Origin of the sequence: Nostoc sp., from assembly GCF_036919675.1 — a bacterium.
In the GTDB taxonomy this organism is placed as follows: domain Bacteria; phylum Cyanobacteriota; class Cyanobacteriia; order Cyanobacteriales; family Nostocaceae; genus Nostoc.
In genome coordinates, this window is sequence record NZ_JBALCP010000035.1 from 1 (window position 1) to 23675 (window position 23675).

At 43.0% G+C, this 23675-nt stretch carries 25 protein-coding genes and 2 pseudogenes; 16 read left to right on the top strand and 11 right to left on the bottom strand.

Annotation, left to right across the window (positions count from 1 at the left end):
• The first annotated feature begins 552 nt into the window (after positions 1 to 552).
• Both V7K49_RS05915 and V7K49_RS05920 read left to right on the top strand, forming a co-directional pair.
• A complete protein-coding gene (locus tag V7K49_RS05915; protein ID WP_335204868.1) occupies positions 553 to 1686 on the top strand; it encodes a branched-chain amino acid ABC transporter permease in 1134 nt (377 codons plus the stop codon).
• Complete coding sequence (locus V7K49_RS05920) at positions 1676 to 2458, top strand: ABC transporter ATP-binding protein (RefSeq protein WP_273763773.1); 783 nt, start codon at positions 1676 to 1678, stop codon at positions 2456 to 2458. The genes V7K49_RS05915 and V7K49_RS05920 overlap by 11 nt, the downstream gene beginning before the upstream one ends.
• A 152-nt stretch (positions 2459 to 2610) precedes the next feature.
• Here the strand turns inward: V7K49_RS05920 and V7K49_RS05925 are convergent, their stop codons facing one another.
• From V7K49_RS05925 to glpX, 3 genes are all read right to left on the bottom strand, one after another.
• A complete protein-coding gene (locus V7K49_RS05925; protein ID WP_335069559.1) occupies positions 2611 to 3171 on the bottom strand; it encodes a DUF2087 domain-containing protein in 561 nt (186 codons plus the stop codon).
• 101 nt (positions 3172 to 3272) lie between these two features.
• Entirely contained in the window at positions 3273 to 4559 is a 1287-nt protein-coding gene (locus tag V7K49_RS05930) for a glutamyl-tRNA reductase (protein WP_334874074.1), read from the bottom strand.
• 233 nt (positions 4560 to 4792) lie between these two features.
• Positions 4793 to 5830, bottom strand: a complete 1038-nt coding sequence (gene glpX, locus V7K49_RS05935; protein ID WP_334874072.1) for a class II fructose-bisphosphatase — start codon at positions 5828 to 5830, stop codon at positions 4793 to 4795.
• A 355-nt stretch (positions 5831 to 6185) separates the two neighbouring features.
• Between glpX and V7K49_RS05940 the strand changes: the two are divergent.
• From V7K49_RS05940 to grxD, 7 genes and pseudogenes are all read left to right on the top strand, one after another.
• Positions 6186 to 6757, top strand: a pseudogene (locus V7K49_RS05940) (DUF981 family protein).
• A gap of 56 nt (positions 6758 to 6813) precedes the next feature.
• Complete coding sequence (gene grxC / locus V7K49_RS05945; protein ID WP_334874068.1) at positions 6814 to 7128, top strand: glutaredoxin 3; 315 nt, start codon at positions 6814 to 6816, stop codon at positions 7126 to 7128.
• Between the two features lie 313 nt (positions 7129 to 7441).
• On the top strand, positions 7442 to 7939 hold the full coding sequence (gene tadA / locus V7K49_RS05950; RefSeq protein ID WP_335204869.1) for a tRNA adenosine(34) deaminase TadA: 498 nt from the start codon (positions 7442 to 7444) through the stop codon (positions 7937 to 7939).
• A gap of 103 nt (positions 7940 to 8042) precedes the next feature.
• Entirely contained in the window at positions 8043 to 8798 is a 756-nt protein-coding gene (locus tag V7K49_RS05955) for a lysophospholipid acyltransferase family protein (RefSeq protein ID WP_335204870.1), read from the top strand.
• Between the two features lie 983 nt (positions 8799 to 9781).
• On the top strand, positions 9782 to 10390 hold the full coding sequence (locus tag V7K49_RS05960) for a hypothetical protein (RefSeq protein ID WP_334874064.1): 609 nt from the start codon (positions 9782 to 9784) through the stop codon (positions 10388 to 10390).
• Between the two features lie 241 nt (positions 10391 to 10631).
• Positions 10632 to 10889, top strand: coding sequence for a BolA family protein (locus tag V7K49_RS05965; RefSeq protein WP_334874062.1), 258 nt, complete (start codon positions 10632 to 10634; stop codon positions 10887 to 10889).
• Between the two features lie 89 nt (positions 10890 to 10978).
• On the top strand, positions 10979 to 11302 hold the full coding sequence (gene grxD, locus V7K49_RS05970) for a Grx4 family monothiol glutaredoxin (RefSeq protein ID WP_334874060.1): 324 nt from the start codon (positions 10979 to 10981) through the stop codon (positions 11300 to 11302).
• Positions 11303 to 11653: 351 nt separating this feature from the next.
• Here the strand turns inward: grxD and V7K49_RS05975 are convergent, their stop codons facing one another.
• On the bottom strand, positions 11654 to 11902 hold the full coding sequence (locus V7K49_RS05975; RefSeq protein WP_334824605.1) for a DUF6761 family protein: 249 nt from the start codon (positions 11900 to 11902) through the stop codon (positions 11654 to 11656).
• 583 nt (positions 11903 to 12485) lie between these two features.
• Here V7K49_RS05975 and V7K49_RS05980 point away from each other — a divergent pair.
• A complete protein-coding gene (locus tag V7K49_RS05980) occupies positions 12486 to 13259 on the top strand; it encodes a response regulator transcription factor (protein WP_334874058.1) in 774 nt (257 codons plus the stop codon).
• Positions 13260 to 13345: 86 nt separating this feature from the next.
• Here the strand turns inward: V7K49_RS05980 and V7K49_RS05985 are convergent, their stop codons facing one another.
• The 4 genes and pseudogenes from V7K49_RS05985 to V7K49_RS06000 form a co-directional block, all read right to left on the bottom strand.
• Positions 13346 to 14125, bottom strand: a complete 780-nt coding sequence (locus V7K49_RS05985; protein ID WP_335204871.1) for an ABC transporter ATP-binding protein — start codon at positions 14123 to 14125, stop codon at positions 13346 to 13348.
• Between the two features lie 129 nt (positions 14126 to 14254).
• On the bottom strand, positions 14255 to 14821 hold the full coding sequence (locus V7K49_RS05990; RefSeq protein WP_335204872.1) for a hypothetical protein: 567 nt from the start codon (positions 14819 to 14821) through the stop codon (positions 14255 to 14257).
• Between the two features lie 202 nt (positions 14822 to 15023).
• Positions 15024 to 15485, bottom strand: coding sequence for a DUF4079 domain-containing protein (locus V7K49_RS05995; protein WP_334874053.1), 462 nt, complete (start codon positions 15483 to 15485; stop codon positions 15024 to 15026).
• A gap of 275 nt (positions 15486 to 15760) precedes the next feature.
• Positions 15761 to 16155 (bottom strand): annotated as a pseudogene (locus V7K49_RS06000) (DUF1830 domain-containing protein).
• Positions 16156 to 16742: 587 nt separating this feature from the next.
• Here V7K49_RS06000 and V7K49_RS06005 point away from each other — a divergent pair.
• The 6 genes from V7K49_RS06005 to V7K49_RS06030 all read left to right on the top strand — a co-directional run bounded on the left by V7K49_RS06005 (position 16743) and on the right by V7K49_RS06030 (position 21749).
• Positions 16743 to 18335, top strand: a complete 1593-nt coding sequence (locus V7K49_RS06005) for a photosystem II high light acclimation radical SAM protein (protein WP_335204873.1) — start codon at positions 16743 to 16745, stop codon at positions 18333 to 18335.
• 68 nt (positions 18336 to 18403) lie between these two features.
• Positions 18404 to 19801 carry a DICT sensory domain-containing protein gene (locus V7K49_RS06010; protein WP_335204874.1) on the top strand — a complete coding sequence of 466 codons (1398 nt, stop codon included), beginning with the start codon at positions 18404 to 18406 and terminating at the stop codon, positions 19799 to 19801.
• Positions 19798 to 20436, top strand: coding sequence for a pentapeptide repeat-containing protein (locus V7K49_RS06015; protein ID WP_334874045.1), 639 nt, complete (start codon positions 19798 to 19800; stop codon positions 20434 to 20436). The genes V7K49_RS06010 and V7K49_RS06015 overlap by 4 nt, the downstream gene beginning before the upstream one ends.
• Before the next feature lie 313 nt (positions 20437 to 20749).
• Entirely contained in the window at positions 20750 to 20992 is a 243-nt protein-coding gene (locus V7K49_RS06020; RefSeq protein ID WP_335204875.1) for a hypothetical protein, read from the top strand.
• Between the two features lie 122 nt (positions 20993 to 21114).
• Positions 21115 to 21348 (top strand): hypothetical protein, encoded by a 234-nt coding sequence (locus V7K49_RS06025; RefSeq protein WP_335204876.1) that lies wholly within the window; start codon positions 21115 to 21117, stop codon positions 21346 to 21348.
• A gap of 53 nt (positions 21349 to 21401) precedes the next feature.
• Positions 21402 to 21749, top strand: coding sequence for a type II toxin-antitoxin system VapC family toxin (locus V7K49_RS06030; protein WP_335204877.1), 348 nt, complete (start codon positions 21402 to 21404; stop codon positions 21747 to 21749).
• Between the two features lie 205 nt (positions 21750 to 21954).
• Here the strand turns inward: V7K49_RS06030 and V7K49_RS06035 are convergent, their stop codons facing one another.
• The 3 genes from V7K49_RS06035 to clpS all read right to left on the bottom strand — a co-directional run bounded on the left by V7K49_RS06035 (position 21955) and on the right by clpS (position 23556).
• Entirely contained in the window at positions 21955 to 22245 is a 291-nt protein-coding gene (locus tag V7K49_RS06035; RefSeq protein WP_335204878.1) for a hypothetical protein, read from the bottom strand.
• A gap of 140 nt (positions 22246 to 22385) precedes the next feature.
• Positions 22386 to 23210, bottom strand: a complete 825-nt coding sequence (locus V7K49_RS06040) for a CPBP family intramembrane glutamic endopeptidase (protein ID WP_335204879.1) — start codon at positions 23208 to 23210, stop codon at positions 22386 to 22388.
• A 64-nt stretch (positions 23211 to 23274) separates the two neighbouring features.
• Positions 23275 to 23556, bottom strand: coding sequence for an ATP-dependent Clp protease adapter ClpS (gene clpS, locus V7K49_RS06045; protein ID WP_334874031.1), 282 nt, complete (start codon positions 23554 to 23556; stop codon positions 23275 to 23277).
• Positions 23557 to 23675: the final 119 nt, after the last annotated feature.

The following is a 23675-nucleotide window of genomic DNA, read 5'->3' on the forward strand; positions in this document are numbered from 1 at the left end:
GCCTTTGAACTTGAACGTTCAGCCTTTGAACTTGAACGTTCAGCCTTTGAACTTGAACGTTCAGCCTTTGAACTTGAACGTTCAGCCTTTGAACTTGAACGTTCAGCCTTTGAACTCGAAAGTTGAGCCTTTGAACTCGAAAGTTGAGCCTTTGAACTCGAAAGTTGAGCCTTTGAACTCGAAAGTTGAGCCTTTGAACCCGAAAGTTGAGCCTTTGAACTCGAAAGTTGAGCCTTTGAACCTGAAAGTTGAGCCTTGACTTCTAACTCTTGTCTCCTGATTCTCGACTTTTGACTCCTAAGTTGAGATATTACATCAGTCGCAAAAACCGCCATAGGTTAGAAACCTATGGTTAATAGCTTAAGTCCTCTCAAGAGGACTAAACTCGATTAATGGTTGGTATCGATGGCAGTCCACTTTAGTGGACTTAAGCTAAAAGCCTGTGAAATTTATTTCTTGGCGGGAGATTGAGCAGGTGCCAGATGCCCACTCTAGAAGATTGGATAATTTATTTGTTAGAAATTCCTAACTGCCACCTCCCCACTCCTAAACATGGTTGAATATCTTATTTTCTTAGCAATTTCTACAGCACTTTTCGCTCTATTCGCACTAGGACTCAATTTGCAATGGGGCTTTACCGGGCTAATTAACTTTGGTCATATTGCTTTCATGACTCTGGGATCATATACAACCATATTGTTAAGCTTGAAGGGCGTCCCCCTACTGATATCGGCAGTAGCTGGGGCAATTGTCGCCGCCTTGCTGGGTTTAGTAATTGGTTTTGCAACTCTACGCTTACGGGAAGATTATCTAGCAATTGTCACCATCGGTACGGGCGAACTAATTCGTTTGGTGGTAAATAATCAGGATTTACCTGTGGGTGACACCTGGATTTCTGGGGCGTTTGGTGTGCAAAGTTATCGCATACCCTTATCCACAGAGCCGAATTTGTTTGTCAGATTTGTGATGATTGGGTTATTAACCCTGCTAGCTGCTGTAACTTTTTTTACGTTATGGCGATGGATTCGCATCACCCAGATGTCTCGGACTACTGATTTAGGCCAAAGGATGACTAGTAAGGAAGAATTGGCGTCGCGCTTGGGTGTGGGAATTGTATTAGCAGTTTTGGCGGCAGCAATTTATATTTCTGGGGTGATCGGACTGTATAATTACAACCCAAAAGCGGGTTTAATGCTGGTGCTGCTGTTGGTTTTAGCATTTGTATACTGGCGGTTAGAAATTTTGGTGCGATCGCCTTGGGGTAGAATTCTCAAAGCCATCCGTGAAGATGAAGAAATTCCCAAAGCACTGGGAAAAAATGTCTTTTGGTATAAATTACAATCATTAATGTTAGGGGGTGCGATCGCGGGTATCGCTGGTGCTTTTTTCGCTTGGCAGCTGGGCGCGATTTACCCTGATAATTTCCAACCGCAGATTACCTTTGACACTTGGATAATGGTGATTTTAGGTGGTTCTGGGAATAATGTTGGCACAATCTTAGGGGCGGTAATTTTCTTTGCTTACGATGCGCTGACGCGGGAAGTATTACCCAAAATTGTTCCCCTTGATGAAGCCCGTTTGGGTGCATTTCGGATCATGGTAATCGGACTAATTTTGATGGTATTGATGATTTGGCGACCTCAAGGTATCTTAGGGAAAAAGGAGGAACTCACTCTTGGTAAATAACCAGTCATCCTCACTTCCCCTTTTGGTAGCCACTGGACTTTCTAAAAGCTTTGGTGGTATTAAAGCAGTTAATGAGGCGAAAATCGAAGTTGCCAAAGGCAGCATCACAGGCTTGATTGGCCCCAATGGTGCTGGTAAAACTACCTTATTTAACTTACTCTCAAACTTCATTCGCCCAGATAAGGGACGAGTGATTTTTGACGGCGAACCTATTCACAATTTGCAACCATATCAAATCGCCCAGCAGGGAGTAATCCGCACTTTTCAGGTAGCACGAACTCTTTCGCGGTTGTCAGTGTTAGAAAATATGCTGCTGGCGGCGCAAAAACAAACGGGTGAAAATTTTTGGCTAGTACAGTTGCAGCCACACATCGTCGCAAAGGAAGAAAAGCAACTCCAAGAGCGGGCAATGTTCCTGTTAGAATCAGTGGGCTTGGCAAAAAAAGCACACGATTATGCTGGTGGCTTGTCTGGTGGACAACGCAAGCTGCTGGAAATGGGACGGGCGCTGATGACTAATCCCAAATTAATTTTGTTGGATGAACCAGCTGCTGGGGTGAATCCGAGACTGATTGATGATATTTGCGATCGCATTATCACTTGGAATCGCCAAGACGGCATGACGTTTTTGATTATTGAACACAATATGGATGTGATTATGTCCTTGTGCGATCGCGTTTGGGTGCTTGCCGAAGGGCAGAATTTGGCTGACGGGACGCCAGCAGAAATTCAAACTAATCCAAAAGTTCTGGAAGCTTATTTAGGCAAATAACAATCTCAAAAAAGTGCTGAACAAGAACGTCAAGCCAAAGAAATAGCTCTCCAACAACTGGAGGAAGAACGCCAACGATATCAAGATTTATTGACACGACTGCAAGAACGGGGAATTAACCCAGAACAACTCTTGTGAAACATCTTTCATATCTATGTTGTCCGCCAATAAACCCCATTCTCTCGTTGCATTAACTGGGAAGCAATCAACTCTCGTCGGAGGGTGGCGCAATCAGGATGGTAGCGTTTGAGAATGTCATTTACCAGGCGTTCAGGGTAGTTTACTCGCACTTCAAACTGGTTTGCTAACCACTTGAGAATAACTAGACGCTTTTTGCGGCTAGCGGGGATTTCTTTAAGACATTCGCCCTCAAAATAGTTTTTCAATACTTTGCTTTCCCAAGCCTGAGTATCCACATCCTCAATCAAAGATGCTATTTTCTCAGGTGTGAAAATTTCCTTGCTAATGCTTTGCAAAGCCTCGCTATCCAACTGGTACAGGCGGCTATTACCCTCAGGGCGCATTGTCACCAAATTTAGCTCCTTAAGTTTCGCTAAATGATGGGATACTGTCGGTTCCTTGAGTTGCAGTAGCACCGCCAATTCTTCGACGCTGCACTCCTGATTCGCCAAAATACCTACAATCTTCAAACGACTATCGTCTGCTAATGCCTTGAAAAAGCGCAATAAGATGTTAAATTGCTCTGGTTGCATAACTAACTTCTAATTAGACATCTATCTAATTAGAAGTATATCTAATTAAAAAGTTTAGATCCCCGACTTCGTAAAAGTTGTCGGGGATTTTGTTGTTCAGTTTAACTAAACTGCTCCCCTGCATCCAGGTTGAACAGCATTTGCAGAGTTTGCATACAGTGCCGTCTAGCTTCAACATCTTGCTGCGATCGCAATTGCACCATCGGGTCATGTAAAATTTTATTGACAATTCCCCGTGTTAATGCTTCGATCACTTCTTGATGTTTTTCAGCGAATTCGGAACCTAATCTCGACAAAGCTTTTTCTAATTCTTGTTCACGGATGGTTTCGACTTTATTCCGCAGACAGCTAATAGTGGTAACAGTTTCCAGAGAACGCCACCAAATATCAAAGGCTTCCACTTCTTCCTCTAAAAGTCGCTCTGCTTCCTGTGCAATCTTGCGACGGCTTTCGTAGTTTTGTGCTACTACTGCCTTCAAATCATCCACATTAAACGCCTGCACATTTGGCAGTTCATTCACATCCACATGAACATTACGCGGCACAGAAATATCAAATAACATTAGAGAGCGCTGAACTTCTAAAACCATTTCCAATTTGGCCCGGTCAAGTATCGGTTCTGTTGCCGAAGTACTTGTAAACACTAAATCGCTATCGGCAATTACTGCCATCATTTCCGATAGCGGATGAATTTGGATAGGTTGTTGAGGGAACTGCTTCGCTAATTCTTGGGCACGTTCACGAGAGCGATTTATAATACTAATTTGCACAGCACCTTTAGAAAGTAGGTGTTGCACGAGCAGCCGCGACATTTTACCAGCACCCAGAATTACTACTCGACAAGCAGCAAAATTTGCCACTTTTATCTGCGCTAATTCCACAGCTGCCGAACTAATAGAGACAGCGCCAGTACCAATACTAGTTTCAGTGCGAACCCGTTTACCAGCTGTCAGCGCTTGTTTAAATAATCGATTCAAAATGGTTTTTATGCCGTTATATTGCTGCCCCAGTTTGTGAGTAGTCTTCACCTGAGCCAGAATTTGACCTTCTCCAAGTACCAGACTATCTAAACCACCCGCTACTCGCATGACATGCATTACTGCATCACCATGCAGCAGCATAAACAGGTGTCGTCGCAGAGAAAGCGCGGGCAATTTGCTGTATTCTGCAAGAAACTGAGTTATTTCTCGAATACCTTGGTCTGCTTCACTGGTAACAATGTAGATTTCTAAACGGTTACAAGTGCTAAGAATTGCAACTTCATCAATATGGGGATAGCTGACCAGATGAGCGATCGCACTTTCAATTTGTGGTTCTGGAATGCTCAGTTTTTCCCGGACTTCTACTGGGGCTGTTTTATGGCTTAACCCCACCACTGCTATATTCATTTGCTAAATCGTAGTTACTAGTTGGTAGTTGGGAATAAGGTATTGAGTGAGAATCGGGAATGGGGGATTTTTGTTTATTGGTTGATAGTTTTTCCAACCAACAAATAATCACTAACTACTAACTACTAACTACTGTAAGGGTAAAGCATTTGGGTGACTATTTTTCCGTTTTATAGAAAGATTTCTTTCCAAAAGCTTCGCCCCTACTTTGACCATTCCCCATTCCCTAAAAATTAATTCAGTTGGAGAGTTTTCGGTTCACCAAACATGTGAATTGTATCAACAAATCGAGCCGTTTTCGATTGGTTAGAAATTACCAAGCTTTGAGTTCTGGCTCCACCGTTGAAGAAACGTACACCTTCCATGAGATTACCACCGGTAATGCCGCTAGCAGCGAACAGAACAGTTTTACCGGATGCCAGTTCATGAGCATCATAGACCTTATCAGGGTCATTGATATTCATAGACTTTAAGCGATCGATATTGGCTTCTCTGCTTTCTCCAATCAGACCTGTTTTTACGACTGCTGGATCGTAAATCAGTTGACCTTGGAAGTGTCCGCCCAAAGCACGCATTGCTGCTGCCGAGATTACACCTTCAGGAGCCGCACCGATACCCATCAGCGCGTGGATATTAGTTCCAGCAAAACCACAGCTGATGGCTGCACCCACATCACCATCTGAAATTAGGGCGACTCTCGCTCCAGCCTCACGGATTTCTTTAATTAAATCGTTGTGGCGTTCGCGCTTCATCACCACGACCACAAGTTCTTCAATCGAGCGATCTAGACACTCAGCGAGAATCTTGAGGTTTTCTGTTGCTGACTTGTTGATGTCTACCTTGCCCTTAGCTGCGGCAGGTGCTGCTAACTTCTTCATGTAAAAGTCAGGAGCAGCAAATAATCCACCCTTTTCAGAAATTGCCAAGACAGCCATCGAACCAGGTTGTCCATAAGCTACCAAGTTCGTACCTTCACAGGGGTCAACGGCGATATCAATTTCGATTAATTCATCAGGGTTACACAAACTACTGGCATTTGGTTGGGTACAGATACCAACTTCTTCCCCGATGTATAGCATGGGCGCGTCGTCGCGTTCGCCTTCCCCAATTACAATGCGACCACGCATATAGATTTTATTCATCCGTTCCCGCATAGCTTCCACAGCTACTTGGTCAGCGATGTTTTTTTCGCCTTTACCCATCCACTTTGCGGATGCGATCGCGGCTTGCTCTACTACTTCAATAATCTCTAACCCAAGTGAATTTTCCACAGAGTCTACCCTCTCAGCTGCCTGAATTTACGTCGTTTTATGTAGCTATTTCAGTTTTCAAGTCTACCAAAGGGCGGATACACGTGGAAGAAAGTTAAGTTTTACTGCTAACTGGTTACAAAAGTGCCACTTAGGACATCCTGCTTTTTCACCCGTCTTACTCCAGTATAAAGCGGGTTTAAAAGTAACTAAAATAAGAAGTAGCACAAATTAGGTAGCAGTGAATATCTAGAATATTGCTTTTCTTCAGTATCTCTCTTCAGGTATAAAATAATAAATAAAAAAGCTAGTGAATTCACTAAAAACTCAAAAATGAGGCGCAGAGTAAAGAGCTTATCAAATTAAGGGGTGAATCGTGTTTATCGACTACATCACACTAATGTTGATCAATATGGTAGCTGGGTTATTTCTACTGGCTGACTATGTGTATCGTGGTATAGATAGTTCTAATCAAAGACAGTGGATTCCTGGGTTTGGAATTACTGGGGCTATAGCCTTAACAACTGGTTTACACATGAGCTTCACGTGGCCAGTAATCGGTAGCTTTAATATTGCCTTCGGTGAAACAACTGTCTTATTTGGAATCTGTTTATTGCAGCGGCGATCGCTCTTGCTCAAGGTTGGGATTTATTGACAATAGCAGTTTACGGCTTCTTTGCTGGTTTAGTTGCGATCGTAGTGGGTATCCGCATCCTCAACTTGAATTTGACAAAGCAACCGCTTTTATCGGGAATCTGCTTTATTTTAACTGGATTAGGTGGTATTTTTGCAGCCCCAACTCTCTATTGGAAAACCAACCGAACTTGGCGGTTAATTGGCGTAGCAGTACTGATAGTAGCCGCTCTAATTTGGGCATTGACTGGATATTTGTCTTACTGGAATCATTTAGAGAGTTTTCAAAAGTGGGTTCCAGCCCCAAGGCAGTAGGCAATGCCAGCAATGATCTAGGCTAGAGATATAGTTAAAATCTTGCTTAAGAAAATATGCTGGACTTTCTTAATCCCCTCTTAAATCGCCATCCAGAGCGAATCAAAGCCAACGTCGAACTTTATACATGGCAAACTTGTCCTTACTGCATTCGTGCCAAAATGCTGCTGTGGTGGAAAGGTGTAAATTTTACTGAATATAAAATCGACGGCGACGAAGCAGCCAGAGCTAAAATGGCAGAACGCGCTAACGGACGCCGTAGTGTACCGCAAATTTTTATCAATAACCAGCACATTGGCGGCTGCGATGACCTCTATCAACTAGACACACAAAGTCAACTCGATCCCCTTTTAGCCCAGTCCGCTATTTAGAAATCAAATTAACCCCCAACGGTTGGCTTAGTGATCCTATGTCGGGCAATTTTGGATTTTGAATTGTTTAGCTCCAGACTTCTAGAACACCAATTCAGTAATCTCGAAAGAACCTCTTCCCCAACCCCTCGACCCTGGCGTTAGCCTACCATTAGGCATAGCCCACAGGGGAGTTTTGCTCCCCCTTCCTGACCACGGAAGGGGGAAAATTCAAAGCCTCTCTCCGCTTGCCTAACGGCAGGCTGACGCCAACGGAGAGAGGAATGGAAGTGAGGTCAGAATATTAAGTTGCACATCGCGGATTGATAAGAATATGCTAACTAAGTATACGGAATATCTTATACATCAACAATGGATGAGTTATGCTCTAGAATTAGCAAAAGCAGCAGGAAATGCAGGTGAAATCCCTGTCGGTGCTGTTATCATTGATCCATCTGGCAAATTGCTGGCACAAGGAGAAAACAGAAAAGAGCGCGACAAAGATCCTACCGCTCATGCGGAAATTCTCGCTCTCAAGACAGCTGCAATAACTTTAAAAAATTGGCATCTTAATGAATGCACCCTCTATGTAACTCTCGAACCTTGCCCGATGTGTGCAGGTGCTATTCTGCAAGCACGTCTAGGATTGCTTGTATATGGAGTAGACGATACAAAAACTGGCGCAATTCGTACAGTTATTAACATACCCGATAGCGCTGCTTCTAATCACCGTCTCCAAACAATCGGAGGCATTCTAGAGTCAGCTTGTCGTCAGCAATTACAGGCTTGGTTTGCCACTAGGCGGCGTAGGGTAAACTACGGACAGAGGTAAAACTGTCCATCTAGTAGGACACAACTCACGCAAGAGAATCTACGGTGTAACTAATCAGATTTTTCGTTAAATTTTTACCCGTCAATCAGCTGCATCCGTCATCATGGAATTTTACTCTTCATCCGATACCTGTCAACGCCTACCAGCAAATTCTGAGGTGGCTGGTACTACCTCAAGGGTTTCTCCTTGGTTAAGTCCTCTGGCATATTTATTAGGGCGTCACTGCCTATTACCATTATTCTTTGGGCAAATTAGAATAACCGGACAAAAAAATATCCCCACAACTGGGCCTGTGATCCTCGCGCCTACCCATCAGGCGCGTTGGGATGCATTACTTGTACCCTACGCTACGGCTGATTGTCGGAGAGAACAAGACCTGCGGTTTATGGTGACTATTGACGAATGCCAAGGTTTGCAAGGCTGGTTTGTCCGACGTTTGGGGGGGTTTCCTGTAAATTTAAAGCATCCGTCAGTCCGCACGCTGCGACATGGAGTTGAGCTACTTCAACAGAAAAAAACCCTGGTCATCTTTCCAGAAGGTAATATTTTTCGTGATGGCCAAGTTCACCAGTTGAAGCCGGGAATTGCTCGTCTGGCTTTAAGTGCTGAATCTAGTGATTCCGGGCTGGGAGTGAAAATCATACCTATAGGCATTAATTACAGCCAACCTTATCCAAATTGGGGTACAGATGTGAGTATTCACATTGGCTCCCCAATCAGAGTAGCGGATTACATGAATGGCTGTATAAAACAAGATGCCAAAAACATGACGGCTGATTTAGCAAAGGCACTGCAACAATTAAGCCATCAAGAAACAAAAATTACTAATCACGCATTTGCAGAAATTACTAATTCTTAATCTAGTCAAAAGTCCCAAGACTGGCTCTTAACCATTGACCGTGCCGATTTTAGATTTTAGATTTTAGATTTTTTTTGGTTCATGCCCCGTCCAAGCGTGGGCGGAACAATTCCATTATCGTCAATCCAAAAGACGCTCGTTCGCCCTTGGCGTCTCCCCTTGGCAAAAGACTCGCTTACGCTATGCTATCGTCAATTCCATTATCCAAAATTGTTTTACCATTAACCGTACATAATTCAGAAACTGTACGTTTTCAAAATTTAGCATATCCATCCTGAAGAAGTCACAAAAGATTAGTGGTATTTTGCAACCTTTGAGGATGTATACATATATAGATTACCCTTTCTTGACGGGATATTCAGCCAAATTGGCATTTTTTTTGAGCAAACAGCTAATAATTGTCTGCATACTGAATTGGTTGATGAGAAATATTCTTACTATTTGGTCAGACAGTTAAATGAAAGTCTTTAGATTTTACTTGATTTTGTAAACATGACTGGTAAAAACAAAATTTTGAGAAGCGCGGACTAGGGACATCGCCATGTTTAAGTGGTTTGGTGCGATCGCGAATTAGTTCAAGCAGTGCTTTGGGAAGATTCTCCTGCCAAATATCCCAGTTAACCTAAGACAATTATTGGCGAGGAAAATCGGTAGTCAGACAGATGCTGAAGCAGTCTAAATTCTTTTCTCAAATCAACTCTTAGTCACAGCCTTGTGAAACTACTCCCAAGCTGCTTGCCAGTAAACCGATGATTGGAAAATCAGAGGAATTAATACGTTAACGCAGTCCACTGTTGGTATCACTGATTACGACGATTTAAGTTAATTACTATACAAGGGTAATGGGAACTCTATTAAACCGATTTTCAGTCCTAAATCAGAGATACTTAGGATGTGTCTTTGCTTTGTCCAAGGCCAAAACAGAGTTAAGATACCCGAAGTTTCCATAACTTTTTTATATAGTTGTCGCACTAATTGATCCCATGAACACTGCTGCCGCTGTTACCTTGATGCACCGTACTGTTTTATCAGTCATAGCAGTCCTCAGCCTGCTATCACCTGTGAATGCTCAGGTATCACAGTCACCAGGCACTACCAGCCAACCACAACCCATTGACCCCAATGATCCCAATAACCTTCGCCCCATAACCCAAAGTAGCAGCCTTTTGAGCATTGAAGGGGGCGATCGCCTCGTGAAAGAGGCAGAAAAAGCCGTTTCTGCTCAAAACTACCCCTTAGCTGCTAAAAAACTGCTAGAAGCACGTCAGGTTTATAATCAGCTATCTAATTTTTATCAAGAGTTAAACGCTAGCTTTTCGGGAATTGATAATAGAGTTTCTGATTCTCAGCGTCAAAAAGCTCTAGTAACAGCCCAAAAGCGAGATGAAGCGACCTTTCAGCTAGCATTGGTACATCGGGCACAAAATCAGCCAGAATTAGCTGTACCGTTGTTGATTCAAATAATTAAAAGTCAAAATCCGACGCGAGATTTAGGCAAGAAAGCCTATAAGCAGTTGTTTGAATTAGGTTTTGTAGATTCTCCCTATCCCAGAGAAGGTAGTGGTTCATCTTCCCCACCCCCAAAAAAATAAATTAAATTGGCGTTGGCTGTTTTTCCTCATCTCCCCGATCTTTCACATCCTTCTCTCCCTGAGCAGCACCTTGGAACGCCCCAGTGCTAGGATAGGATTATCTGCCCTAGTCTTTGACCCAACGTTCTCAAAAATCGACCTCAGAGGCAGTTTATCCCCAGCTGTGCTAAAACTTTAAGTTGGCACAGGCAATTGTTCTATATCTGTTAATAATAGAAAAGTAAGTTTTTCAGGAATAGCGATGATTAGTCCGCAGCAGGTTGAGGCAATGATCATGGCGGAACTGCCAGACGCCCAGGTTCAGGTGCAAGACTTGACTGGTGGCGGTGACCACTATCAGGTAACAGTAGTTTCATCGCACTTTGCAGGTAAGGGACTCGTGCAGCAGCACCAGTTAGTTTATGGTGCTTTGGGGCAAGCTATGTCAACTGAAGCGATTCATGCCTTGGCAGTAAAAACATATACTCCAGAAGCTTGGCAAGCAACACCAGCTTCGTAAACATAGAGTTAGAAATTAGGAGTTAGGAGTTATAAATTTTTAACTTCTCTCTCGTCATCGTTGAATGCAACATAGGAAACACAAATACCATGACGCCAGAACTCAAAGAGAAAATTCATAACTTGCTACAACAGAACAAGATTTTAGTTTTCATGAAGGGAAACAAGTTAATGCCCCAATGTGGCTTCTCCAACAACGTTGTGCAGATTCTCAATACCTTGGGAGTTCCCTTCGAGACAGTTGATGTTCTATCAGATTCTGAAATCCGTCAAGGAATTAAAGAATACTCTAACTGGCCGACAATTCCCCAAGTGTATATCAATGGTGAATTCCTTGGCGGTTCTGACATCTTGATTGAACTGTACCAAAAAGGTGAATTGCAGGAAAAGGTAGAAGTAGCACTAGCCTCGTAATATTTTTTTACGCAAACCAGAGGGTATGCTGCTGAATTTGCGCTTCGCAATCAAGGCAATGTGCCGTTTTTAATGTCCTTGAAAGGGGAGATACTATTTCTCTTCCCTTTCAAGGGTTTTTTAATAGGTTTTTGACAAAAATACTTGATCTATCTTGGAATTGATTTCAGGGTTAGTCAAAAATCCCCTCAGTCGAATTGGCAAGACCAAGTTTAGGGCTGAGGGGATACGTTTTCTCAATACAATATCTCCAAAATCTCACACCACGGCAACCCATTGACAAATACAGATAATATGCTATAATTATCTGCGGTAATTAACGGTTACTATCAATGGCCAGGTAAATGGTACTTAGTAGTAATCGGGCTGTGGCTGTGGTTGCGGCACTGCAAAATTTGATCCATCGTACAAGTAGCGGCTGGCTTCCTCTTCTAAGCGATGAATCAGAAAAGGTTCAATGATGTTGCCATGTCGCAGTGCGGCTAGATATCCATCCAAATACATCCGCATATCATCCGTGCGATAACCGCGATTCCATAACTCGACGAAGGCGTCGGTGAGTCTTTGGTAATAGCGAATGGTTTGTGTGTCTTGGAGCATAACTGCTGTATTAATCTCTTTGGAATGAGAATTGTAAATGATTCACGCTCAAATGTGAACTGTAATTTCACTTTGGCATCAACTCAAAGTCAACACATCTACTTTGGGCAGTACCCTCATAGCAGTTACAAGCTACTTTAATCCTATTCCAGAAAACATCGATTCTAGTTATCTGCTAAGTTATTTTTCTGATTTTCACACTTAACAGCCCAATTATATTGGTGTTATGTTCGTGGATGTGGGCACTAAATTTTGCGAAAAAATCTCCTTTCACCATCAGGTTAAAAAGCTGTTGTAGTAACGGCTAGCTGGTTGGGTTATAGATATTTGCCACATTACACCCATCTGAAAGCAGAATGTTAAGCTAAAAGAACTTTTGATAAGTCTAACAACACTTTCGATAAACTTAATAAAAATTTAATAATATTTCTAATCGCCTTTTGACAAGGCATAAATTAAAGATATTGCCACGCTTTTTATGAGGAAATGTAAAGCTAATAGCAATTGAAGTAACAAAGGCTACAAAACCTTAGAGATGGGCTTGTTACTTTGAAAGGCATCGACGCTAAGGGATCTTGCCACCGTGGGTTCGGTTTGTATAGAAATCATTGAGGGGAATCCCCATCTGAGGTCGTTGTTGGGTTGGCACTTGCAACAACTGGAATACCGTGTGCATCAAGCTGCCAGTATTTATCAAGCAAGGGAAGTATTTTTAAGCCATCAACCAACACTGGTAGTCTTGGATGCAGACCTGCCTGATGGTGACGGTATTGAGTTTTGTCGTTGGTTGCATCATCAGCAGCAACCTCTTATTTTAATGCTATCTGCCCGTAATAGTGAAGGTGATATCGTCGCAGGTTTAAAGGCGGGTGCAGATGATTATCTGAGCAAACCTTTTGGGATGCAAGAGTTTTTAGCACGGGTAGAGGCACTGATTCGCCGCAAGCGTACACCTACTGCACCAGCTTATTTGGATTATGGCACTTTGCAAATCGATTTAGTTCAGCGCCGCGTCCGCTTCCAGGGGGAGTTCATCGACTTAACGCCCCAAGAATTCAGTTTGCTGTACGTTTTGGCACAAGCTGGGGGAGTGCCTCTGAGTAGGTCAGAATTGCTGCGTCGTGCTTGGCCTGACGCTATCGATAACCCTCGAACCATTGATACTCATGTTTTGTCGCTACGGAAAAAGGTTGAACTTGATCCCCGGCAACCCAACTTGATTCAAACTATCCGCAATGTAGGATACCGTTTTAACATGGAAATTTTGAATATCAATATTTCACAGTCACAAACAACAAAGTTAGCTAGAGAGAGATTTAGTAATCAACGTTCAACACTTAGTAGTAGTCAAGTGTAAATGGGCCAAACAGGGCAAACAGGGTATTGGGGTGAGGGGGAGCAAGAAAACGACTCCTGATTCCTGTTTCCTGACTCATCCAAAATTTAAAATCCAAAATCGTCTTGAGCTTTTGCTTGAATTAAGCTTTCTCGTAATTCAACCCAGTTTATCTCAGAGACTCTTTGATTTGCGAATAAATGACCTTGTTGCAGGTGTAATAACCGAGTGCAAAACATTTGGGCTAGTTCCAGCTGGTGATTTACCATCAGAATTGTGGTTTGATGAGTTTGACTCAACTGGGTTAAGACTTGCATTAGATGCGAAGTTGTACCAGCATCTAGGGCAGAGGTTGGCTCGTCTAATAATAATATTTTAGGCTGGATGACTAAGGCACGAGCGATCGCTATTAGTTGTCGTTGTCCAGCAGAAAGTTGTACCTCTGTTCGCCCTAACCATTCACTGGGAATGTGCATTTGTTCTATCCAGTGATTGACTCGTTGCTGAATTGTCTGTTTGGGCAAACCACGCAAAACTAAAGGATAAGCCAAAGCTTGCTGAACTGTCATCCCCAACAGCTTGGATTCTTGCAATACAAGTACAAGCATCTGGCGTAGCTGAATGACAGGAATTTGGCGATATTCTTGATTTTCTAGATACAGTTTACCATTTGTGGGTTCAATTAGGCGGTTGAGGAGGTGCAGTAACGAAGTTTTACCACCGCCAACTGGGCCTACAATGGCAATGCGATCGCCCTGGAATACTTCTAAGGAAATATCCTGCAATATAGGGTATCCCTGCTGATTACCGGGAAGTTGGGTTTTCAGCTTTGTAAACAGATTAACTTGCTCTAGCCTAAGTATGGCTTTTGCTGTGACATTATTCAAAGGGACTGGGGATTGGGGAGCAGGGGAGCAGGGAGCAGAGAGTGGGGGGAAAGAGGGCAAAGAGGTAATTTTAATTCTCCCCCTGCCCCCTGCCCCCTGCCTCTTGTGCCCCATGGCCAATACCCTATTTTAAGTTAATTGTGCAGTAGTTAAGGCTGTAGCGATCGCCCAGCCATCGACCAATAGTAGCAGTAGTGTGAATCCCAGTAAAATCAAGTACATCCACGGCTGTGCTAAAGGGCGAACATCTGTGGTTTCAATGCCTGTCTTTGCTTGGACAATTTGGACGAAACGGGCAAATCCGGCTACACGCATTGGTAATAAATAAGCTTTCCCATCCTGGCTGAGGAAGTAATAAACTAGCCCTCCTTGACCAGTGGTGCGGGGTTTTAACTCTTTCACCTCTGACCAAGGTAAGAACCAGCCTTTACGAAAAAAGCGAGGCACCCAAGCGGGGTAAGTAACCTGAATTCCCTGGTCATCTACCATTACTTGTTCAGTCAATACAGCATACAAGGCAACTAAGCCGATGCTAATCCCTATCCACAATAATCCTGGGGGTACGGGTGCAGCTGTTACCTGCGATAAGAAGGGTAATGGGACTGTGAGTGCTATATATAAACTCAGCAGCGTTATCCGAATCAAAGGAGACAGACGAAAAACAGAAGCTGAGGTATTGGCTGAGTTTGCTGTCACGGCTCAATCACGATTATTGGCTTTAAATTCATACTAACTGGGAACCTGACAAGCATTCAGGCAAGACAAACACGAATACTTGTTGATGCTTGTATTTTCTCCATGCCAGTAGAGCTTCCAGAGAAACACTTTCTTTAAATTGCCCTGATGGTTCAATAGATTGTCATGCAAGCCACTTCCTAATCTAAAATTTAAAATCGGTTTAGGGTAAATACTTTTGGACTACAATCCAACCAGTCAGGGACACCCAAGCAAATCCGACAAACAGGATAATATTTACGCTGATGTGTAAGGGTCTAGCCCAAGGCCGTCTGGTACTAATTTGCGTGGCACTGAAAGCAGACAGTAAAACTAATGCTACCACTATCAATCCAGCAACTAAGTGTGACGAGTGCCCTAAAGAACCAAAGTGTCCCCAAGTGCCAACAATACCAATCACCAGCAATAGCAGCACTAAACTTACCATGCTGATGCCCATTGTATAGTGGAGCGATCGCACCTCTCTATTTCCACCCATAAATGGGGTAATAAAAGGGAATTGCTGCGAAGTTCTCGTCCGAAACATCCAAACGCCGGTGACTGTTAACATCAGATATGCCAGCAGGGACAACCCCATCGACCAGGCGGCTATTTTCCACAACCAAAGAAATGAAGGCAGATTCATAAGATTGATTGTAGTTGAGAGTTGGGGAGCAGAGGAGAAGTTGTAGTAAGTATTTCTCCTCTGCCCCAATGCTCAATACAACTCTTGGAGAGGCTGCGCCAACGGCTTACCTCGACTTACCTCGACTTCGCTCGGCACAAGTCGCCCTTCTCTACGAGAGGCTGCGCCAACGGCTACGCTCAGGACAAGCTCAGTACAAGTGCCCAATAAACAATAAATAATAAACAAAAAGGGCTGCTGAATTAGCAACCCTTAAATTTAGTAAAATTGTTTTTTTAATCAAACGATGCTAAACCAACATTTGTAAGGGTTTTGTAGTATCTCCGATTTTTGTATTAATTTGCTGCACCATTGGTTTGGTATTAATAGGGTCTTTTCCATCTGATGAGTCTGTATCAAACTCATCAGTGCTAGATTCGTCGAGCATCAAGCGATCGCACGGAATTTTATCAGATAAAATTGCACTTGCCATCATCCCTGTATGAATCTCCATTTGACCTTTTAGCGGAGCTTCAAACACTAAACGTTGTCCAGGGAAAACAACTCTTTCAAAGTACCAGTTGGGAATATTGGAGATGCGAGCTACCTGTATTTTGCTCGTGGCATTAATGTAGCAGCAGAGAATTTTCCCCGATTGCTCAGGTGGTAGAGGATCTAATATTTGAGCCATAACTGCTGAGGAGCTTTACGCCACAATTTTACATTACACTAGCCAAGCCTAGCATTGCCTGATCCCCAGTTGCTGTAGCTCCGACTACCAACTCAACTCTTTGTAGATTATTTCTACCTAAAGATATATCTTAGGTTATAAAAATTCTGTAAATATTTATGCTTGTCTACAATTTTACACTATGTAAACATCTTTGAGTTTTTAATCTCTGGCAAAAAAGTTTTAACTTCTTTAGGGCAAATAATTACAGGGTAGGTATGGTGAACATTCCCTTAACTTGAGCCTAGTTCAGGAGTGTATTTTTGTGTTTCATATATCCCAGGATCAAAAGCCTGGGATCATCGCTTAATGAATAAACTCAATGTTATCGTAAAGCTATATGACAAATGTCTTCATAAAGCCTCTCCTGATCCCCTGCATTTGGTATGCAAAGCAATTTTATTGATTCCTGCATCTGTGAACAAAAGTTTCACGCTTATCAATAATCGGCTTCAATGTCAAGCAAGATTGTAAGAGATTAAGAGCAGCCAAAACAAAAACACGCCTTAAAACTGGAATTTATCTCGCTTTCCCCAAAGATTGGCAAGATGGAAGTCAAAACACCTATGATGGAAAATCGAATTCTTTACGTTCGCCTTCCTTGTAACCCTATCTTTCCCATTGGGGTTGTCTACCTGAGCGATCACGTCCACAAACAGTTTCCTAATATCGAACAGCGCATTTTTGATTTGGGAACAGTGCCACCTTTAGATTACACTTTTGCCTTGGATCGCTGTATCGATGAATTTAAACCGACACTGCTAGTATTTTCTTGGCGGGATATTCAAATTTATGCTCCAGTTGGTGGACGTAGTGGCAACCCACTGCAAAACGCTTTTGAATTTTACTATGCTAAAAATCCTCTTTTGAAACTACGTGGTGGATTGGGCGGTTTACGAATCTTCACCGCTTACTATATAGAGTTATGGCGTAATCAGGGTTTAATCAAACGCGGTTTAAAGCGTGCCCAAAAATATAATTCTAATGCTCGTGTAGTTGTAGGTGGTGGTGCAGTCAGTGTGTTTTATGAACAGCTAGGTAAAAGCTTACCCCAAGGGACAATTATTTCTGTGGGTGAAGGAGAAACCCTGCTGGAAAAACTTTTAAGTGGCAGAGATTTTCGAGATGAACGCTGTTACATTGCAGGAGAAACTCAACCACGCAAACGACTAATTCATGAACAACCCACCCCACTAGAAAAAACAGCCTGTAACTACGACTATATCGAAAGCATCTGGCCAGAATTTAACTATTATCTGCAAGAGCAAGATTTTTATATAGGTGTACAAACTAAGCGTGGTTGTCCTCACAACTGTTGTTATTGCGTCTACACTGTTGTCGAAGGCAAACAAGTACGCATCAACCCAGCAGATGAAGTAGTTGCGGAGATGCGCCAATTATACGATCGCGGCATTCGCAACTTCTGGTTTACCGATGCCCAATTCATCCCAGCGAAAAAATTTATCGACGATGCAATTGAACTGTTGCAAAAAATCGTCGATTCTGGTATGACAGACATCCACTGGGCAGCATATATCAGAGCCGACAATTTGACACCCCAGTTGTGCGACTTGATGGCGAAAACCGGGATGAACTATTTTGAAATCGGGATTACCAGTGGTTCTCAAGAACTCGTGCGGAAAATGCGGATGGGGTATAACCTGCGAAACGTCTTGCAAAACTGCCGTGATTTAAAAGCAGCTGGTTTCAACGACTTAGTTTCCGTCAACTACTCCTTTAACGTCATTGATGAACGTCCCGAAACCATCCGCCAAACCATCGCCTACCACCGCGAACTAGAACGGATTTTTGGTGCTGATAAAGTCGAACCAGCCATCTTCTTTATTGGACTGCAACCCCATACCCATTTAGAAGAATATGCTTTCAAAGAGGGCATCCTCAAACCAGGGTATGATCCAATGAGTTTGATGCCGTGGACAGCCAAAAAACTCCTCTGGAATCCTGAACCCCTTGGTTCATTCTTCGGAGAAGTCTGCTTGCAAGCTTGGCAACAAAACCCCAACGATTTCGGACGTGAAGTCATGAAAATATTAGAAGAAAAGCTGGGTTGTGCCGACTTAGAAGCAGCACTTACAGCACCATTAGAAACGAAAGAAAAACAGTTAGCGGGTGTATCCTAGAAAATACGAACTCTGAATTTCTCCCCCTCTCTTCCTCTGTGCCTCTGCGGTTATTCTTACCAAATCCCATGTTAGAAGGTTCAATTCTACAACAGCTAGAAACAGCCCATCGCCACACCACCAGGCCAATTCGATTCGGTGTTTACTACAAAAATACCCTAGTTGCCCTGTGCCACGCTCTAGAAGACCATATCTTAACCGACGACGGTACACCCCTAGTTATCACAGCTTTCCAACAGGGTAAATGGTATCTACAAGAAGCTCAACGATATGCAGACATCGCCCAGCGCAGCTGCCAAATTGCCATCATGGCTGCCGCTGAATCTGGCTTTGCTGAACATCCCACAAGCCTCTTACCCAATGTAGACTTAGTGGCATTAGATCGAATTGATCCAGTAGCGCAGGAGTGGCACTTAATTATTTTATCGCCTAAATACACAGCGATGGTGATTTGTCAAGAATTATCAGAGGCTGATTATGGCAGCGCTGGAGTACCGACATCAGACTTAGAGCGTAAATTTTATGGCTTGTGGACATTTGAGCCAGAGTTAGTGCAAGAGACAGCAGAAATAGCGATCGCTCACATCAGAAAATACAACCCAGAACTGGCGGATAAACTCACAGCCGATAAACAACAAATTGTACCGTCAATGGCCAGATCCCAAAATTTAGGTGCAGTTGTCTCGCGTGTAGTAGATTACCTCCAGACTGAGCAAGATAATTTATCCATACCAATAGCACTTCGCCAACAAACGCTAGATCGCAACTTGATTTCTAACGAAATCCAAGCCTTTTTGCGAATGGCGCAACTAATGGATATGGCAGATGTCAACAATCCAATGGCAGCTGCGGAAGTAGTGGTACTTGCTGAAGCGATCGCCCAGCTTTTGGATCTTCCTGCATGGCAAATTAAAAGGTTGCGGCTGGCGAGTTTGTTGCATCGCATAGATCCATTACAGAAAGCAGAAAGTGTTCTCACTGGCGGTATATCCACACGCTACCAAGAAGATGCCCCCAGTTCTCCCTTAACTTGTCCCTTAGTACCGGGGGCGCAAGTATTGCGAACCATGCCACGACTACGAGCAGTTGCCCAAATTATCACTCACCAAACCGAGTGGTGGAATGGAACAGGGGAACCTGCTGGTTTAGCTGGAGATGAAATTCCCCTAGAGTCGAGAATTTTGGCATTATTGGCAGACTTTCAGTGGCGAGTCAATCAGCGAAAATTGTCAAATCAAAGCCAGGAACAGATATTTACTCAAGCTTTAGATGAGTGCAGACAGCAACAATCTACCCGCTTTGATCCTAAACTTGTAGATACTCTGGCTTTGTTAGTTATGGGTTTACAACAGGGACTAGACTTACCTGTAATCACACCCAAAGTCAGCGCCGGCATCTGGATACTTGATTCCCAATGGGATAGCCACAGCAAGATAAGTGAGGAGATTGGTAGTTACTTTACATGAATATTGAAGCCATTAGATTAGGAAAACTCAAACAACTTCCAGGGGCAAATTTAGAAGACGAGGAACTCTCCCGACTGGATTTAAGCCGGATTAATCTTGCTGGTGCTACTCTTGTCGGCACTAATTTTGCTGCTTCCAAACTCGAAGGTGGGCATTTGGAAGGGGCGAATTTGATGGGAGCAAACCTCCAAGAAACTGACTTGCGAGCGAGTTTGATGGGAGCAAACCTGATGCAAGCAGATTTAACAGGTGCTGACTTGCGGGGTAGTAATTTGCGTGGCGCTAACTTGATGGGAGCAAGACTCAGTGATGTGTCATTGGCTGGTGCTTTCTTGAGTGGTGCCAATTTGATGAACGTGAACTTGCAAGGTGTGGACTTGCGCGGTGCTGACTTGCGGGGTGCAAACCTGACTGGGGCAAATCTTAAAGGTGCAGACTTGAGTCGCGCTGATTTGCAAGGGACGTTGTTGAGTGAAGCAAATCTTGAAGAAGCTGACTTGCGGGGGGCGAATTTGGCAGGGGCGAATTTAACGGGGGCGAATTTATTGTGTGCAGAGTTAGAAGGTGCTAATTTGAGCGGCGTTAATTTGGATAGGGCGTGTTTGGTGGGTACAGTAGTTGAGAGGCTGGCGTAAAGATTGCACCAAAAAAGGCATTATCCTTGGCTATTGTTAAAATTTTTGCAGATGAAGCAGGTGAAAATTTGTGAGCCTAACTATAGCCAGTAGCAGTCCCTGTTAAGGAATGAAAGCATCACCCATGAAAGCCAATCAAACAATTCAGATGAAGAGGAGTTTGCCCGGTAACAGATCCAAGGGATTGGTCAGCAGCAGAAACAGAGTTAGCCTGTTTTGCACTTGCCAGAAGCAAAGGTAAACGGTTGGTTAAAATTATCAACACCAAAAAACCATTTATGCCGACTATTTGTATTTTTGACGACTACCCAGAATGACACCAGTCGCCGCACAAGTCTCAATCACAGCAATTATTCCCATGTTGACCGCTATCGGAAATCGGCACTGGGAACAGTTCAAAGAACTGGAGGCAGATTTTGTATCCCAGTATAGAGTAGAGGTCTGGCAAGAGGTTTTTAATTTTCGTCTCAAGCCAGCACTGGATAAAGATTCTGACAGATGGCTACTTATCCAGTGGTATGGTGAGGGAATTATCTCAGTCAAAAATGTGGCGTAGGTGCGATCGCGCAAAGTGAATCATGGCGATCATTTTTATTCCCATCGAAGGTCACTACTTCGCAGTTTCGCAATATTTTTAGCTATTGTTAAAATTTTCGCAGATGAAGCAGGTGAAAATTTGTGAGCCTAAAAGAAGTTATCAGATTAGCAAAGCAACTTTCAACCGTGGACAAAGTACGTTTGATCCAGCAAATTGCTCCTGATATAGAACGCGAGTTAACAGATAAATCGTCTATTGTTCTCCGCAAATCATTGTGGGGACTGTGTGCGGATTTGGGAAAAGCACCTTCGGCAGAGGAAATTGATGCAGCCCGTAGTGAAGAATGGGCTAGCTTTCCACGGGAGGATATTTAATGTTGCGTGCTGTGGCTAACACCCATGCAGTAATTTGGTAGATTTTTGGCGATTTGCGATTATCTACAACTGTCCAGAATACCATAGCTCAAATAGCATCTTCTGGAGATCAAGTTGCTTTCTCTTCTATTACCCTAGCCGAAATTGTATATTTGAGCAAGAAAGGGCGTATTTCTCCACTGACACTTGAACGGCTGCTTGCATCTGTTGACACAACTGATGCTCTACTAGTTGAAGTTCCCTTTACTCGGCAGATAGCTGAAGCTTTGCCCTTGGTGAATCGCTCACAAGTACCAGATTTACCCGATCGCATTATTGCTGCTACAGCCTTGTATCTGGGAGTACCAGTGATTAGTCGAGATAAGAAAATTCAATTATCCAGTGTTAATACAATTTGGTGACAGTTACATAGGTAATAGCGCTATATTTTTAGAGGCAATTTTTGAGTTATTTGTCAAATTCACTTCATTTATATGCAAAGCAGTGTATTTAGTTAAAACTCAGTCGGAGAAATAACTATCCGGCTGAGTTTAGTTAATGCCTCTCTAGCTGCTTTGAATATAAAACCTCAGTATTTCCTTATTAATTGCTTGTTTGAAATCATAATTAGACTACAGCATCTGGCTCACTACTATCTTCTATATTGCTGTTATCGCTGTTAATAACTTCCGCGACTTCCTCACCAAGTAACCCACCACATGCAGTCCCAACGATTCCCCCAGCAAACTGAAAGGCTTGTTCAGCAGCAGTATCTGCTATCCCTTCAATCAGTCCGGGAACAATAAATTCGCCTAAAGCCAATCCAAATCCTCCACCTGCGAAACCCCCTACAACAGATCCAATAGATGCACATGTTGCTTTAACAAAAAATCTGATTAGTTTTCGATTTGATTTCATAGGAGCTAGTAATACTTAAAAAGTGTTTTTTTTAATCTTATTAAGAACAAATATGTGCTGTCATTAGCAATTCTGCTAGTTTTATATACTTTAAAAAAAGCAGTATTAACACTTATAAATAATGTTTAATGTTAAAGATTTTATGAATTTCTTGTTCGCTCTCGTATCCACAAAGCTAGTACACTCATTAACAACACCCCCATCACTCCTTGTAGGGGATTATTATTCACACCAGTTACCCAATCAGGAACTTGACCAGAATATTTGACTACTTTCCCAACATTAATTATGTAGTAGCCCCCTACTAAACCACCATGTAAACCAATTGGTAAACCCAAGCGTCCCCTCCGCCAACGCTTTCCCCATACTTGCGTTAACCCCAGCAATACTAAAGCTGGAAATTGCGGCAGTGTATGAATAATTGCCTCCAATGGTTTAATAAAGTGCAATGTCGCAAACGCAGTTGCATCTGTCCACAGTGCCACACGTGGACTGTAATCTCGTTGTAATTCATCTAGCAACCAGCCTCGGAATAACAGTTCCTCAGCAAATCCGATGCCCAAGCCAACAAGTAAACCTTCTAAAATAACTTTCAGCAAAAAAACTTTCGGTTGTTGCCACACCAACCAACCCAACAAACTTTCTACCCCAAAAAGTATCAGAATATTAATTATCCCCATAGCCAAGCCACGCACTAAATCCACACCGTTTTGTCGCGTGAATTCTAAGCCATAATGCCGTAGAATTTGGGGCTGCTGGTAGACATATTTGCCCCATAGTCTCAGGAGAAAAATAAATACTGCATATAACAATACCAATGTCAATATACTTTCTAAGTTTGAATCATGCACTAGTAAGTATATTGGTGCAGCTAAGGGGAACCATAGCAGCAATAAAGTCACAATAAAAGAACCCAGCCTAATGGGGGCAGGGCGTTCAGCTAGACGGACAAGGTTTTTTTTCATACTAAATAGGTCAATAATCAGCAGTCAATACTCCAGATTATGACTCTTGATTATTGACCAATGACTATTCGTCAGGTTCAATCGTGCTACTTAAACCGTGACTTTTCAATGTTTCGCTATAGAACTCAGCGTGTTCCAGAGCGCAAGTAATGACTAAAGCTAGCCCGTTGGTGTGGGCTTCCATCATGATACTAACAGCCTGGGGTTGGGTAAGGCTTGGTACAGTGGCTATTAGTGACTGCACAACATGCTCCATAGAGTTGTCGTTATCGTTATGGAGCAAAACGCGATACCGAGGCGCGAGCTTGCGGGATGTGGAACGCTTTTCAATGGTTTCAACTGACACGGATCTTTGCTCTTTTCTCGTTAATTCACTACAACAAAATCTCTGTCTTGCGATCGCTTAACAGTTATTTACCTATTCTATAGTATTTCTGTTCAGATACTATGCTAGGAAAACCCTTT